The sequence below is a fragment of the Pantoea sp. M_10 genome, from assembly GCF_008631515.1.
Taxonomy (GTDB): domain Bacteria; phylum Pseudomonadota; class Gammaproteobacteria; order Enterobacterales; family Enterobacteriaceae; genus Pantoea; species Pantoea anthophila.
Genome location: NZ_VWUL01000005.1, coordinates 29,650 through 44,150 on the forward strand (window position 1 = coordinate 29,650; position 14,501 = coordinate 44,150).

Here is a 14,501-nt window from a genome sequence, read left to right on the forward strand (position 1 = left end):
ACGTTCAGCGCAGCGACATACAGGGCAAAATCTTAAAAAAACGTCAAGGCTGACGCCGGTGAAAACCGCCGCAGGGCTGCCCTGCCCCCGCGGCGGCTCAGCATTCAGCGACGGTTTCTGACCAGCTGATAGCGCCGGGTCAGGTACTCAACCGGTGCGCTCCAGATATGCACCAGCCGGCAGAAAGGGAACAGCAGGAACAGGGTCATCCCCAGCACCATATGGACGCGGTAGATCACTGCCACCCCGGCCAGATGCTGTGAAGCACCGCCGTGGAAAGTCACCACCGCCTGTGCCCAGCCCACCAGCTTCATCATTTCACTGCCATCCATATGCTGAGCAGAGAAGGGAATGGTCAGCAGGCCCAGCGTGGCCTGCACCACCAGCAGGGTCAGGATCAGAATATCGCCGACGCTGCTGGTCGCCCGCACCCGCGGATGGGTCAGACGACGCTTCAGCAGCAGCGCTCCCCCGGCCAGCGTCATCGCCCCGAACAAGCCACCCGCCACCATCGCCAGCTTCTGCTTCACGTCGATCGGCAGAAACGACTCATACATCCAGTGCGGCGTCAGCATCCCGACGAAATGACCGAAGAAGATGCCGATAATGCCGATGTGGAACAGGTTAGAGGCGAGCCGCATCCCCTTTTTATCCAGCATCTGACTGGAACCGGCCCGCCAGCTGTACTGCCCGTAGTCATAGCGCAGCCAGCTCCCCACCAGAAAAACCGTTCCGGCAAGATAGGGGTAAATATCGAAGAAGAAAGTGTTCAGAACATTCATGCTGATTCTCCTGTGCGGCGTGCCGTCGCCGCGGCAATATCCAGATAGTGCGGCGCGACCTCATCGGCGAAGCGACGCTGATGCATCGCCTGCTGCGCTGAGACACAGCCCTGCTCGCCGAGAAATTTAATCTGCTCCTCTTCCCAGACCGCATCCAGCGCCGCCGGGGTGTCGTCACGCGCTTCCTTCGCCACCTGCGGCCGGAGGGCGGCCGGGTCAGCCGCGCTGCCCGCCAGCGTCAGTAACAGCGTGAAAAGGTCGGCATAGGGACTCTGGCGCGCTTCCAGACGCGCCGCCAGCAGAGCCAGAATCGGCACGATATCCTCCAGTCCCTGACGCGCCGCCTCGTCGCTTTGACAGGCGAGATACTCCAGATAGAGCGGCAGATAATCGGGCAGCTCTCTGCTGTCCAGCTCCAGACCGGCGGCCCGGTATTGCGCCAGCAGATCGACCATCGCCTGACCGCGATCGCGGGATTCGCCATGCACATGCTCAAACAGCAGCAGCGAGGTGGCGCGGCCGCGATCAAACAGAGCGCAGTAGTCCGCCTGCACATCCAGCAGTGGCCGCGCACAGAGCTGCTGAATAAACTGCTCCAGCCCTGCCCGCTGCGGCAGATCAAGTTCATCTGCCGCGTCCAGCGCCGCGATCAGCTCAGAGTGATGAGCAAACAGCGCCTCGTCCGGGTAATCCAGCAGCCGTGACAGCATCCGTAACGTCATCATGAGGCATCCTCCTGGCGGCGGGTCTGACTGGCGATGTCGATGGCATCAATGCGACGGCTGTTAAACAGATTGAACCGGCTGTCGCTGCCGTGGCAGCCATCGCCAAAGGTAAAGCCGCAGCCTTTACTTTCCGGGAAGGCTTCACGCGCCAGCTCACGATGGCTGGAAGGCACCACAAAACGATCTTCGTAGTTGGCGATCGCCAGATAGCGATACATCTCCTGCGCCTGCGCTTCGGTCAGGCCGACCTGTTCCAGCGCCCGGCTATCGCGCTGCCCCTCCACGCTCTCAGCGCGTTTGTAGTGGCGCATCGCCAGCATCCGTTTCAGTGCCCGCAGCACCGGTGCGGTGTCGCCTGCGGTCAGCAGGTTGGCCAGATACTCAACCGGGATGCGCAGGCTCTCCACATCCGGCAGCACGCCAGTGTGAGCCAGTGCGCCGCCATCCACTGCCGACTGAATTGGTGACAGCGGCGGCACATACCAGACCATCGGCAGCGTACGGTATTCCGGATGCAGCGGCAGCGCCAGCTTCCACTCCATCGCCATTTTGTAGACCGGCGAACGCTGCGCCGCGTCGATCACGCTCTGCGCCACACCATCGTTCAGCGCCTGGGCGATCACTGCCGGATCGTGCGGATCGAGGAAGATATCCAGCTGACGCTGGTAGAGATCTTTTTCGTTTTCCGCTGACGCCGCCTGTTCAATGCGATCAGCGTCATAGAGCAGCACGCCGAGATAGCGGATCCGGCCGACACAGGTTTCCGAACAGACGGTCGGCTGGCCCGATTCAATGCGCGGATAACAGAAGATGCACTTCTCAGATTTGCCGCTTTTCCAGTTGAAGTAGATCTTCTTGTAGGGACAGCCGGTGAGGCACATGCGCCAGCCGCGGCATTTATCCTGATCGATCAGCACGATGCCATCTTCGCCGCGCTTGTAGATGGCGCCGCTGGGACAGGTTGCCACGCAGGCCGGATTGAGACAGTGCTCACAGAGGCGCGGCAGGTACATCATGAAGGTGTGCTCAAACTGGCCATAGATCGCCTTCTGGATGTTATCGAAGTTCTTATCCTGCGAGCGCTTCGCAAACTCGCCGCCAAGGATCTCCTCCCAGTTCGGGCCATTCTCGATCTTTTTCATCCGCTGACCGGTGATCAGCGAGCGCGGGCGGGCGATCGGCTGCTGTTTTCCGGCGGGTGCATTGTGCAGATGCTGGTAGTCGAAATCGAACGGCTCGTAGTAATCATCCAGCGCGGGCACGTCCGGGTTAGCAAAGATCTTCGACAGCAGCCCGACGCGGCTGCCCATGCGCGGCTCCAGCCTGCCGTTGATCTTCCGGATCCAGCCCCCCTTCCACTTCTGCTGATCTTCCCAGGTGTGCGGATAGCCGACGCCGGGCTTGCTCTCGACGTTGTTAAACCAGGCGTATTCCATCCCCTCGCGGCTGGTCCAGACGTTTTTGCAGGTCACCGAGCAGGTGTGGCAGCCGATACATTTGTCGAGGTTCAGCACCATGCCGACCTGTGAGCGAATTTTCATGGTTTCACCTCCTGCTGGCCGCCCTGGCAGGCGTCGTGGCCTTCCCCGTCTAACCAGTCAACGTTATTCATTTTTCTCACCACCACGAACTCATCGCGGTTCGACCCGACGGTGCCGTAGTAGTTAAAGCCCCAGGAGAGCTGGGCGTAGCCGCCGATCATATGGGTCGGTTTCGGGCAGGCCCGGGTCACGGAGTTGTGGATCCCGCCGCGCTGGCGGGTGATCTCCGAACCGGGGATATTCACGATGCGTTCCTGAGCATGATACATCATGGTCATACCGGCCGGGATGCGCTGGCTCACCACCGCGCGGGCGGTCAGGGCACCGTTGGCGTTGAACGCCTCGATCCAGTCGTTATCCGCAATGCCCAGTTCGCGGGCATCCTCTTCACTCATCCAGACAATCGGGCCGCCGCGCGACAGGGTCAGCATCAGCAGGTTGTCGCTGTAGGTGGAGTGAATGCCCCACTTCTGATGTGGCGTCAGGAAATTCAGCGCCTTCTCCGGGTTGCCGTTGGGTTTACTGTTGAGCAACGGCTTCGCTGCCCGGGTGTCAATCGGCGGACGGTAGACCATCAGGCTTTCGCCGAAGGCGCGCATCCACTCATGGTCCTGATAGAGCTGCTGACGGCCACTCAGGGTACGCCACGGGATCAGTTCATGAACGTTGGTGTAGCAGGCGTTGTAGGAGACATGCTCATCTTCCAGACCTGACCAGGTCGGGCTGGAGATGATTTTGCGCGGCTGCGCCTGGATATCGCGGAAGCGGATCTTCTCATCTTCCTTGTTCAGCGCCAGGTGAGTGTGATCGCGACCGGTTATCGCACCCAGCGCCTGCCAGGCTTTGACCGCCACCTGACCGTTGGTTTCCGGCGCCAGCGCCAGAATCACCTCGGCCGCATCAATGGCCGTGTCGATATTGGGCCGTCCCGCAGCCGGGCCATCCGCTTTGACATAGTTCAGCTGCTTCAGGAGATCGACCTCTTTACAGGTGTTCCAGCTAATCCCTTTGCCGCCGTTGCCCTGCGCCTCCAGCAGTGGCCCCAGCGTGGTAAAGCGCGCCCAGGTCGCCGGATAGTCACGCTCCACGACCATGATGTGCGGTGCCGTTTTACCGGGGATCAGATCGCACTCCCCTTTTTTCCACTCTCTGGCTTCAAACGGCTGCGCCAGTTCGGCGGGCGAGTCGTGCAGCACCGGCAGCGTCACCACATCCGTTTCAACGCCTAAATGACCGGGGCAAAGGTCGGAGAAGGCTTTGGCAATGCCTTTGTAGATCTCCCAGTCACTTTTTGACTCCCAAGCGGGGTCGACCGCCGCCGAAAGCGGATGAATAAACGGATGCATATCCGACGTATTCATGTCGTCTTTTTCATACCAGGTGGCGGTCGGCAGCACCACGTCGGAGTAGAGGCAGGTGCTCGACATACGGAAATCGAGGGTCACCACCAGATCCAGTTTTCCTTCGGCGCCCTGTGCCTGCCATTCGACCTCCTCCGGCTTCACGCGCCCCTGCTGGCCTAAATCTTGTCCCTGAATGCCGTTTTCGGTGCCGAGCAGATACTTCAGCATGTACTCATGCCCTTTCCCTGACGAGCCAAGCAGGTTAGAGCGCCAGACAAACAGGTTACGCGGAAAGTTCTGCGGATCGTCCGGCTGTTCAGCGGCAAAGCGCAGGGTGCCCTGCTTCAGGCTCGCCACGGTATAGTCAATCACCGACTGCCCGGCGGCGCTGGCCCGGGCGGCGATGTGCAGCGGGTTGACGTTAAGCTGCGGCGCGGAAGGCAGCCAGCCCATGCGTTCGGAGCGGACGTTAAGGTCGATCAGGCTGCCGCTGAAGCGGCTTTTATCAGCCAGCGGCGAGAGCAGTTCTTCGGTCGCCAGGGTTTCATAGCGCCACTGGCTGGAGTGGTTGTAAAAGAAAGAGGTGCTGTTCATCTGGCGTGGCGGACGCTGCCAGTCGAGGCCAAAGGCCAGCGGAGCCCAGCCGGTCTGCGGGCGGAGTTTCTCCTGACCGACGTAATGCGCCCAGCCTCCGCCACTCTGACCGACGCAGCCGCAGAAAATCAGCAGGTTCATCAGTCCCCGGTAGTTCATGTCCATGTGATACCAGTGGTTCATACCGGCACCGACAATGATCATTGAACGTCCGTGGGTTTTCTCCGCGTTCCCGGCAAACTCGCGCGCGAGGCGGATGATGTTCTGCCGGGAGACGCCGGTGATCTGCTCCGCCCAGGCGGGACTGTAGGCTTTGATCTCATCATAGTTTTGCGCGCAGTGAGCATCGTCCAGACCGCGATCCAGCCCGTAGTTTGCCAGGGTCAGATCGTAGACGCTGGCGACCCGGGCTTCGCTGCCATCTGCCAGCGTCAGGCGTCTGACCGGCAGCTTATGCAGCAGGATCTCATCCAGCGCGACGCTGTTAAAATGGTCGCTGGTGATGCCGCCAAAGTAAGGGAAACCGACCTCGACCACCTCATCGTGGCTGCCGAGCAGACTCAGCTGCAGCTCCACTTCTTTTTGCGACAGGCCATCGCGCTGCTCCAGATTCCATTTCCCTTTTTCACCCCAGCGGAAGCCGATCGCGCCCTGAGGGGCCACCAGATCGCCGGTGGTCTGATCCAGCGCCACCGTTTTCCATTCCGGGTTGTTTTTCTGACCCAGCCCATCGACCAGATCGCTGGCGCGCAGCTGGCGACCCGCGGCATAAAATCCGCCTTCGCGCGGCTCCAGCAGTACCAGCATCGGCATGTCGGTGTAGCGGCGCACATAGTCGCGGAAATAGGGGACATCACGGTCGAGGTGAAACTCTTTCAGCATCACGTGGCCCATCGCCAGCGCCATCGCGCTGTCGGTGCCCTGCTTCGGACTCAGCCACTGGTCGCACAGCTTCGCGACTTCGGCATAGTCCGGGGTGATCGCCACGGTTTTCGTCCCCTTGTAGCGGACTTCGGTAAAGAAGTGCGCATCCGGGGTGCGGGTCTGTGGCACGTTTGAGCCCCAGGCGATGATGTAGGAAGCGTTATACCAGTCGGCGGATTCCGGCACGTCGGTCTGCTCGCCCCAGGTCATCGGTGAGGCCGGTGGCAGGTCACAATACCAGTCATAGAAGCTCAGGCAGGTGCCGCCAATTAACGACAGGTAACGCGCCCCGGCGGCATAGGAGACCATCGACATGGCCGGAATCGGCGAGAAGCCGACCACGCGATCAGGGCCGTAGGTTTTGGCCGTGCAGATATTCGCGGCGGCAATCAGCTCATTCACCTCCTGCCAGCTGGATCGCACAAACCCGCCGCGTCCGCGCGCCTGTTTATAGCTGCGCGCTTTTTCCGGATCGCGGATGATGGAGGCCCAGGCCTCCACCGGATCGCTATGCTGCGCCTTCGCCTCGCGCCAGAGCTGGATCAGCGTCTTACGCATCAGCGGATATTTCAGGCGGTTGGCGCTGTAGAGATACCAGGAGTAGCTGGCACCGCGTGGACAGCCGCGCGGTTCATGGTTCGGCAGATCGGGACGGGTGCGGGGGTAGTCAGTCTGCTGGGTCTCCCAGGTGACCAGCCCGTTTTTGACGTAGATTTTCCAGCTGCACGAGCCGGTGCAGTTAACGCCGTGGGTGGAGCGCACGACTTTATCGTGCTGCCAGCGACTGCGGTAGCCATCTTCCCAGTCACGGTTGCTGTTCAGCGTCTGACCATGCTGGCCGGAAAAGGGCTCAGCCAGCTGTTTGAAATAGCGAAATCGATCGAGAAATTTGCTCATCCGGAAGGCTCCTGAAGGCCTGGTGTCACATTGCTCACTCTGCATGCGTGCTGCTGCAGAAAATAAAGGGGGTGCCGGTGCGCCACACCGGCGTTGTCGTTATCCGGCGCGCGCTTTTCGTCCGTAGACCCGCCAGGTGACGGCGATACAGCAGAGGTAGAAAACCAGAAAGATTTTCATCGCCCCGGCCGGAGAGCCGGTCATGGCAAGCGAGAGGCCAAAGGTCTGCGGAATAAAGAAGCCGCCCAGCGCGCCGATAGCGGAGATAAAGCCAAGCGCCGCGGAGGTTTCTGTGGCGGCTTCCCGCTGTGCCAGCGCCTCGTCACCGCCTTCGGCTTTGATGCGTTCCAGCGTCAGCCGGCGGAAGATCACGGCAATCATCTGGTAGGTGGAACCGCTGCCGAGGCCGGAAGTGAGGAACAGGCCCATAAACAAGGCGAAGAAGGCGACGAACGATCCCTCATGGCCGGCTCCCGGCAGCGTGAGGAACAGCAGCGCAGCAAACAGCGCCATCAGCACGTAGTTGATCAGGGTGACGCGGGTTCCGCCGAAGCGATCCGAGATCATGCCGCCTGCTGAGCGCGCCAGTGCGCCAATCAGCGGGCCAAAAAAGGCGTAGTGCATAATCACCACGTCAGGAAACTGCGTCTTTGTCAGCATGGCGAAACCGGCCGAAAAGCCGATAAAGGAGCCGAAGGTCGCCAGATAGAGCAGCGCCATGATCCAGAGGTGCGGACGTTTCAGCACCGGCAACTGTTCGCGCAGCGAGGATTTCGCTGCCGCCAGATCGTTCATCCCCAGCCAGGCGGCCAGCGTGCCGATGGCCAGAAACGGCACCCAGATCCAGGCCGCATTTTCCAGCCAGAGGCTATCGCCGCTCGCGGTGACTTGTCCCCCATCGGCAAAACCAAAAATGGCGCAGGAGATCGCCAGCGGGGCAACAAACTGCATGACGCTGACGCCGAGATTCCCCAGGCCGCCATTGATGCCCAGCGCGCCGCCCTGACGGGCTTTGGGAAAAAAGAAGCTGATGTTCCCCATGCTGGAGGCGAAGTTAGCGCCCCCAAAACCGCACAGCAGAGCGATCGCCATAAAGGTGGCGAAGGAGGTCTGGCTGTCCCTTACCGCAAAACCGAGCCACAGACAGGGGACGATCAGGATGCCGGTGCTGAAGGCGGTCCAGCGGCGTCCGCCAAAGACGGGAATCACAAATGAGTAAGGCACACGCAGCAGCGCGCCGGAGACCGACGGCAGCGCGGTCAGCAGAAAGAGCTGTTCGGTGCTGAAGCGGAAGCCGACCTTATTCAGGTTAACCGCGACGGTGCTGAACAGCATCCAGACGCAGAAGCTCAACAGCAGACAGAAGACAGAGATCCAGAGGTTGCGGCTGGCGATGCGTTTACCCCGCGCCTGCCAGAAGGCCGCATTTTCCGGTTGCCACTCCTGGATCGGTGCGCCGCGCGTCGGGGTTTGCAAAGGGGCAGATTGGGTCATGACTCTCTCATCAGCAGAAGAATAATGGGGCATATCCTGCGTATCCGCCCTGCCCGCTTGCTTGATACAAATCAACGGCAATGCAGGTTATCCGGGCGTGGTCATCCTGTCTCAGCCGGGATAAGTAGCGGAGAGGCAGCAGAGAGTCATTGCAAATCATAGGGTTAACCGGCTGCACTGAAAATGGCGTGCCGGGAAGAGGTAAAAATGGAAATAAAGGAGTAGTCCTTTGGGGGTATATAGCGCCCCCGCCTCACCGGTAAGATAGGCCCACGCCCGATCCGGACGGGCAGCGGCGACAGGAACAGGAGTCATGGTGACGGCAGAGACATTTACGCTTTTATTGATCGACGACCACCCCATGCTGCGCAACGGACTGAAGCAGCTAATCGCGCTGGATGAGAGACTGCAGGTGGTTGCCGAGGCGGGAAACGGTGCGCAGGGCGTAGCGCTGGCGCAGCAGCACGATCCTGACCTGATCCTGCTGGATCTGAATATGCCGGGACTGAATGGGCTGGATACCCTGACCCGACTGCGTGAAGCCCCCCTCTCCGGGCGGGTGGTGGTGTTCAGCGTGTCGGATGAGGAAGAGGATGTCGTCAGCGCACTGCAGCGTGGCGCCGATGGCTATCTGCTGAAAGATATGGAGCCGGAAGCGCTGCTGAAAGCCCTGCATCAGGCGGCGGCCGGTCAGATCGTGCTGAGCGAGGCGTTAACGCCGATGCTGGTCACCCGGCTGCGCGACGCCCGGCCTGCCCGGCCGCGTGACATCACGCAGCTGACCCGACGCGAACGCGAAATCCTGCAGCTGATCAGCGACGGGATGACCAATAAAGCGATCGCCCGTAAGCTGGCCATCAGCGAAAGCACCGTTAAGGTCCACGTCAAATATCTGCTGAAGAAGATGAACCTTAAATCCCGGCTGGAAGCCGCGGTATGGGCGCTGCAGCACGGGCTGAACTGACCTGGCGACCAGATGTAAATGATGCGTCAGAAGTCATAGAGCTTAACGGGATTATCACGCAGTATTCTCTGCCGATCCCGGCTCTCCGGCGCCCAGACCTGCATCAGATCGAGTAACACCGCATCGTCCGGCTTATGGCTGTCCGGTTCGGTCGGGTGCGGCCAGTCGCTGCCCCACAGCAGCCGTTCCGGGTTAATCTGCACCAGTTTCTGTGCCACCGGCGTCACATCCTTATAGCCCGGCGCGCCGGTTAAGGAGTCGATATAAACCCCGGAGAGTTTTATCCAGCTTTTCCCGCCATCCAGCATCCGCTGCAGCGTGGTAAACACCGGCGATGTAATGCCCTCCGGCTGCGGCACGTGCCCCATATGATCGATCACCACCGGGGTCGGGAGTTTTTGCAGCCGGCTTTCCAGTTCGGTTAAGTGTTTGCCAGAGGTCACCACCTGAATATGCCAGTTCAGGGGATTCACGCGTGCTGCTAACTTCTCCATATCATTGAGGTTAACCGCGCTGTAACGCAGATTGAACCGGATTCCCCTGACGCCCGCCTGATGCAGCTTCTGCAGTTCATCATCGCTGACCGACGAGTCCAGCACCACCACGCCGCGCGCATTTCCCCCGCTCGCCGCCAGGCCATTCAGCAGGACGCTGTTATCGGTTCCATAGCGGGAGGGCGTGACAATCACCATCCGGTTGATGCCCAGTCTCTGCTGAAGCTTCCGATAGTCTTCCAGTGAGGCGTTCGCCGGATTCATCAGTTTTGTGCCAGGCACGGCAGGACAGCGGCTGTCGTACAGATGCATATGGCAATCGACGCTGCCTGGCGGCGGAATCAGCTGAGGTTTTTTCTCGCCCGAACTGTAAGGCACGTTTGCAAAGGCGGGAAACGTCGCCGCGAAAGCCAGCGCCGCGCCTGAGTTTAAGAAATGCCGACGGGTTAGTGACATTTATCCTCCTGATAATTAAGGTCATTAAAGCCGTTATTCAGACTTTCCGTTCCATCCTGAGCGCGACGTCATCATCCCGGCAAACTCTCCCGGTCGCCGCTATGACGGCGTGATGCTGACCTGACTGCGCCGGGTAAATTTTGCGCGCTGAAAATGTAACCCGTTGATTCAACCACTTTTGTCCGCCGGGTGCAGATGTGCGTGCCGCTTCTTTGACCGGTGTCTCTTTTTCAGGCGGGCACGGCGGACTGATTTCCTTTAATCCGCGCGACCCTGCCGGTGAACCGCACGCTCCGCGCGCAGCCGCCTGATCGGCAATCCCCCGGTGCGCTATCCTGTCAGAAATCGCGAGCCGCCTCGCAGCAGCACACCAGAGAGTGCAAAAGTGACACTTTTCTGTCGCCAGCCGCCCTGCCATTTGCCAGGATGGCTCCTGGCCGGTCAGGTTCACGGTCTGCGCATCAGGCTGGCATATGCCCTGCCCTATTCGTTATCATCTGATTATCCTGCGCGCCTGGAATCCCTTTCGGTTTCATGGGCGTTGACCGCCAGAAATTTACCGCATCAAAGATGAGTTAAAACCTTATGCAAGAGCCAACCGAAAAGGACTTTCCTTCTCACACGCCCATGATGCAGCAGTACCTGCGCCTCAAGGCCGAGCACCCTGACATTCTGCTGTTTTACCGTATGGGTGACTTCTACGAGCTGTTTTATGACGACGCGAAACGTGCCTCACAGTTGCTGGAGATTTCGCTGACCAAACGCGGCGCGTCGGCAGGCGAACCGATCCCGATGGCCGGTGTGCCCTATCATGCGGTTGAGGGGTATCTGGCTAAGCTGGTGCAGCTGGGCGAATCCGTGGCGATCTGCGAGCAGATCGGTGACCCGGCGCTGAGCAAAGGGCCGGTTGAGCGCAAAGTGGTGCGTATCGTTACGCCGGGAACCATCAGCGATGAGGCGCTGTTACAGGAGCGGCACGACAACCTGCTGGCAGCGATTGTGCAAAGTCCGCGGGGATTTGGCTACGCCACGCTCGATATCAGCTCGGGCCGTTTTCGCCTCAGCGAACCTGCCGATGCCGAAACTATGGCGGCAGAGCTGCAGCGCACCAACCCGGCCGAGCTGCTCTACCCTGAAGATTTCCAGGCGATGTCACTGATCGATCAGCGTCGTGGCCTGCGCCGCCGTCCGCTGTGGGAGTTTGAGATCGACACTGCCCGGCAGCAGCTCAATCTGCAGTTCGGCACCCGTGACCTCAACGGGTTTGGCGTGGAGAATGCGCAGCTCGGACTGAGTGCGGCGGGCTGTCTGCTGCAGTATGCCAAAGATACCCAGCGCACCACCCTGCCGCACATCCGCTCGCTGAGCATGGAGCGGCAGCAGGACAGCATCATTATGGATGCGGCCACCCGCCGTAATCTGGAGATCACCCAGAACCTGGCAGGCGGCACCGACAACACCCTGGCGGCCGTGCTCGACAAAACGGTCACCCCGATGGGAAGCCGCATGCTCAAACGCTGGCTGCATATGCCGCTGCGCGACGTACGCACAATCACCCAGCGTCAGGAGTCGATTGCAGAACTGCAGCCTCTCAGTGAGGTGCTTCAGCCGGTGCTGCGTCAGGTCGGCGATCTGGAACGAATCCTGGCCCGCCTGGCGCTGCGCACCGCCCGCCCGCGCGATCTGGCCCGCATGCGGCACGCTTTTCAGCAGCTGCCGGAGCTTAACCAGCTGCTGGCCGATGTTGAAGCGCCACAGCTGCAGAAGCTGCGCACCCAGATGGGCGAGTTCGCCGCGCTGCGTGAGCTGCTGGAGCAGGCGATCATCGACTCCCCGCCGGTGCTGATCCGCGACGGCGGCGTGATTGCCCCCGGTTACAACGCCGAGCTGGATGAGTGGCGTGCGCTGGCCGATGGTGCAACGGACTATCTCGACAGGCTGGAGATTCGCGAACGCGAGAAGCTGGGACTGGATACCCTCAAGGTTGGCTTTAACGGGGTACACGGCTACTTCATCCAGGTGAGCCGCGCGCAGAGCCATCAGGTGCCGATGCACTATGTCCGTCGTCAGACGCTGAAAAATGCGGAACGCTACATCATCCCGGAGCTGAAGGAGTACGAAGACAAGGTACTGACCTCGAAGGGGAAAGCGCTGTCGCTGGAAAAAAGCCTCTATGAGGCGCTATTCGATCAGCTGCTGCCGCATCTTGAAGCGTTGCAGCTGAGTGCCGCGGCGCTGGCAGAGCTGGATGTGCTGAGCAATCTGGCCGAGCGCGCCTGGACGCTGAACTACTGCCGGCCGGTGTTGCAGGATAAAGCCGGAATCAAAATCAGCGGCGGTCGTCATCCGGTGGTCGAACAGGTACTGAAAGAGCCGTTTATTGCAAACCCGCTCTCCCTGGCCCCCCAGCGCAGAATGCTGATCATCACCGGTCCGAACATGGGCGGTAAAAGTACCTATATGCGTCAGGCGGCGCTGATTGCGCTGATGGCGTGGATTGGCAGTTTTGTTCCCGCCGATGAGACGCTGATTGGCCCGCTGGATCGCATCTTCACCCGCGTGGGTGCCGCTGATGATCTCGCCTCCGGACGCTCGACCTTTATGGTGGAGATGACCGAAACCGCCAACATCCTGCACAACGCCACCGAAAACAGTCTGGTGCTGATGGATGAGATTGGACGCGGTACCTCCACCTACGACGGCTTATCGCTGGCCTGGGCCTGTGCCGAAAACCTGGCCAACCGCATTAAAGCGATGACGCTGTTCGCGACCCATTACTTCGAGCTGACCACCCTGCCGGAGAAAATGGAGGGCGTGGTGAACGTTCACCTGGACGCGGTGGAGCACGGTGACACCATCGCCTTTATGCACAGCGTGCAGGAGGGGGCCGCCAGCAAGAGCTATGGTCTGGCCGTGGCAGCGCTGGCGGGGGTGCCCAAAGAGGTCATCAGACGCGCGCGCAATAAGCTGAAAGAGCTGGAGACCGTCTCCAGTCACTCCGCCTCATCGACGGTCGATGGTTCTCAGCTGCCGCTACTGGTTGAAGAGACCTCTCCGGCGGTAGAAGCCCTGGAGGCGCTGGACCCGGATACGCTGACGCCGCGTCAGGCGCTCGACTGGATCTATCGCCTTAAGTCGCTGGTCTGAAGGTTCGCCGTGCCGCGTGAAAGCGCGGACCGGCCCGCTACGTTTCTGCCTGGCCTTTTCTGCAGGCATAAAAAAAGCGGTGGTTTTCACCACCGCTTTTCGCATTCATGCTCAGATCAGTTATTCACGAAACAGTGCTTCAATGTTGAGGCCCTGCGCCTGCAGGATTTCGCGCAGACGGCGCAAACCTTCAACCTGAATCTGACGGACACGCTCACGGGTTAAGCCGATTTCACGGCCGACATCCTCAAGCGTTGCCGCTTCATAGCCCAACAGGCCGAAACGACGTGCCAGCACTTCACGCTGCTTGGCGTTCAGTTCGAACAGCCATTTGACGATGCTTTGTTTCATGTCATCGTCCTGCGTGGTGTCTTCCGGGCCGTTGTCTTTCTCATCGGCCAGAATATCCAGCAGCGCTTTTTCAGAATCCCCGCCTAATGGCGTGTCAACCGAGGTAATGCGTTCGTTGAGACGCAACATACGGCTTACGTCATCAACCGGTTTATCAAGCTGCTCCGCGATCTCTTCCGCACTCGGCTCATGGTCGAGCTTGTGGGACAGTTCACGCGCAGTACGCAGATAAACGTTCAGTTCTTTAACAATGTGAATCGGCAGACGGATAGTACGGGTTTGATTCATGATCGCCCGTTCAATGGTCTGACGAATCCACCAGGTGGCGTACGTTGAGAAACGGAACCCGCGCTCCGGGTCAAATTTCTCAACGGCGCGAATCAGGCCGAGGTTACCTTCTTCAATCAGGTCCAGCAGAGCTAAACCACGATTGCTGTAACGACGGGCGATTTTCACCACCAGGCGTAAGTTACTTTCGATCATACGGCGACGGGAAGGAATATCACCCCGCAATGCACGGCGAGCGAAGAAAACCTCTTCCTCTGCCGTTAACAACGGAGAATAGCCAATCTCCCCAAGATAGAGCTGCGTCGCATCTAAAACACGCTGCGTCGCACCCTGTGATAGCAACTCTTCTTCCGCTACGTCGCTATCACTGGCTTCGTTTTCAACGAGTGCTTTCTCGTCAAAAATTTCAGCTCCGTTCTCATCGAATTCCGCGTTCTCATGTAACTCGTTTACTTTCAGCGTATTCTGGCTCATAAGCGGCTCCTACCCGTGATTCCAGGG

General features: G+C 59.9%; 9 protein-coding genes. 2 read left to right on the forward strand and 7 right to left on the reverse strand.

What is annotated here, in order from left to right; genetic code table 11:
* Positions 1-104: 104 nt before the first annotated feature.
* The 5 genes from narI to F3I47_RS15005 form a co-directional block, all read right to left on the reverse strand.
* The gene (gene narI, locus F3I47_RS14985) at positions 105-782 is read right to left on the reverse strand and encodes a respiratory nitrate reductase subunit gamma (protein WP_046102444.1); all 678 of its coding nucleotides are present in this window, start codon (positions 780-782) and stop codon (positions 105-107) included.
* A complete protein-coding gene (gene narJ / locus F3I47_RS14990) occupies positions 779-1,507 on the reverse strand; it encodes a nitrate reductase molybdenum cofactor assembly chaperone (protein WP_150030196.1) in 729 nt (242 codons plus the stop codon). Before narJ ends, narI begins: the two co-directional genes overlap by 4 nt.
* Entirely contained in the window at positions 1,504-3,048 is a 1,545-nt protein-coding gene (gene narH, locus F3I47_RS14995; RefSeq protein WP_150030195.1) for a nitrate reductase subunit beta, read from the reverse strand. Before narH ends, narJ begins: the two co-directional genes overlap by 4 nt.
* Positions 3,045-6,806 carry a nitrate reductase subunit alpha gene (locus F3I47_RS15000; RefSeq protein ID WP_150030194.1) on the reverse strand — a complete coding sequence of 1,254 codons (3,762 nt, stop codon included), beginning with the start codon at positions 6,804-6,806 and terminating at the stop codon, positions 3,045-3,047. The genes narH and F3I47_RS15000 overlap by 4 nt, the downstream gene beginning before the upstream one ends.
* Before the next feature lie 99 nt (positions 6,807-6,905).
* Positions 6,906-8,300 (reverse strand): NarK family nitrate/nitrite MFS transporter, encoded by a 1,395-nt coding sequence (locus tag F3I47_RS15005; RefSeq protein WP_150030193.1) that lies wholly within the window; start codon positions 8,298-8,300, stop codon positions 6,906-6,908.
* A gap of 313 nt (positions 8,301-8,613) precedes the next feature.
* Between F3I47_RS15005 and narL the strand changes: the two genes are divergently transcribed.
* Positions 8,614-9,264, forward strand: coding sequence for a two-component system response regulator NarL (narL, locus tag F3I47_RS15010; RefSeq protein WP_111208205.1), 651 nt, complete (start codon positions 8,614-8,616; stop codon positions 9,262-9,264).
* Positions 9,265-9,290: 26 nt separating this feature from the next.
* Here the strand turns inward: narL and F3I47_RS15015 are convergent, their stop codons facing one another.
* On the reverse strand, positions 9,291-10,214 hold the full coding sequence (locus F3I47_RS15015; RefSeq protein WP_150030192.1) for an amidohydrolase family protein: 924 nt from the start codon (positions 10,212-10,214) through the stop codon (positions 9,291-9,293).
* Positions 10,215-10,799: 585 nt separating this feature from the next.
* Between F3I47_RS15015 and mutS the strand changes: the two genes are divergently transcribed.
* On the forward strand, positions 10,800-13,361 hold the full coding sequence (gene mutS, locus F3I47_RS15020) for a DNA mismatch repair protein MutS (RefSeq protein ID WP_150030191.1): 2,562 nt from the start codon (positions 10,800-10,802) through the stop codon (positions 13,359-13,361).
* A gap of 120 nt (positions 13,362-13,481) precedes the next feature.
* Here mutS and rpoS read toward each other — a convergent pair whose 3' ends face one another.
* Positions 13,482-14,474, reverse strand: coding sequence for an RNA polymerase sigma factor RpoS (rpoS, locus tag F3I47_RS15025; RefSeq protein ID WP_009086923.1), 993 nt, complete (start codon positions 14,472-14,474; stop codon positions 13,482-13,484).
* Between the last annotated feature and the right edge of the window lie 27 nt (positions 14,475-14,501).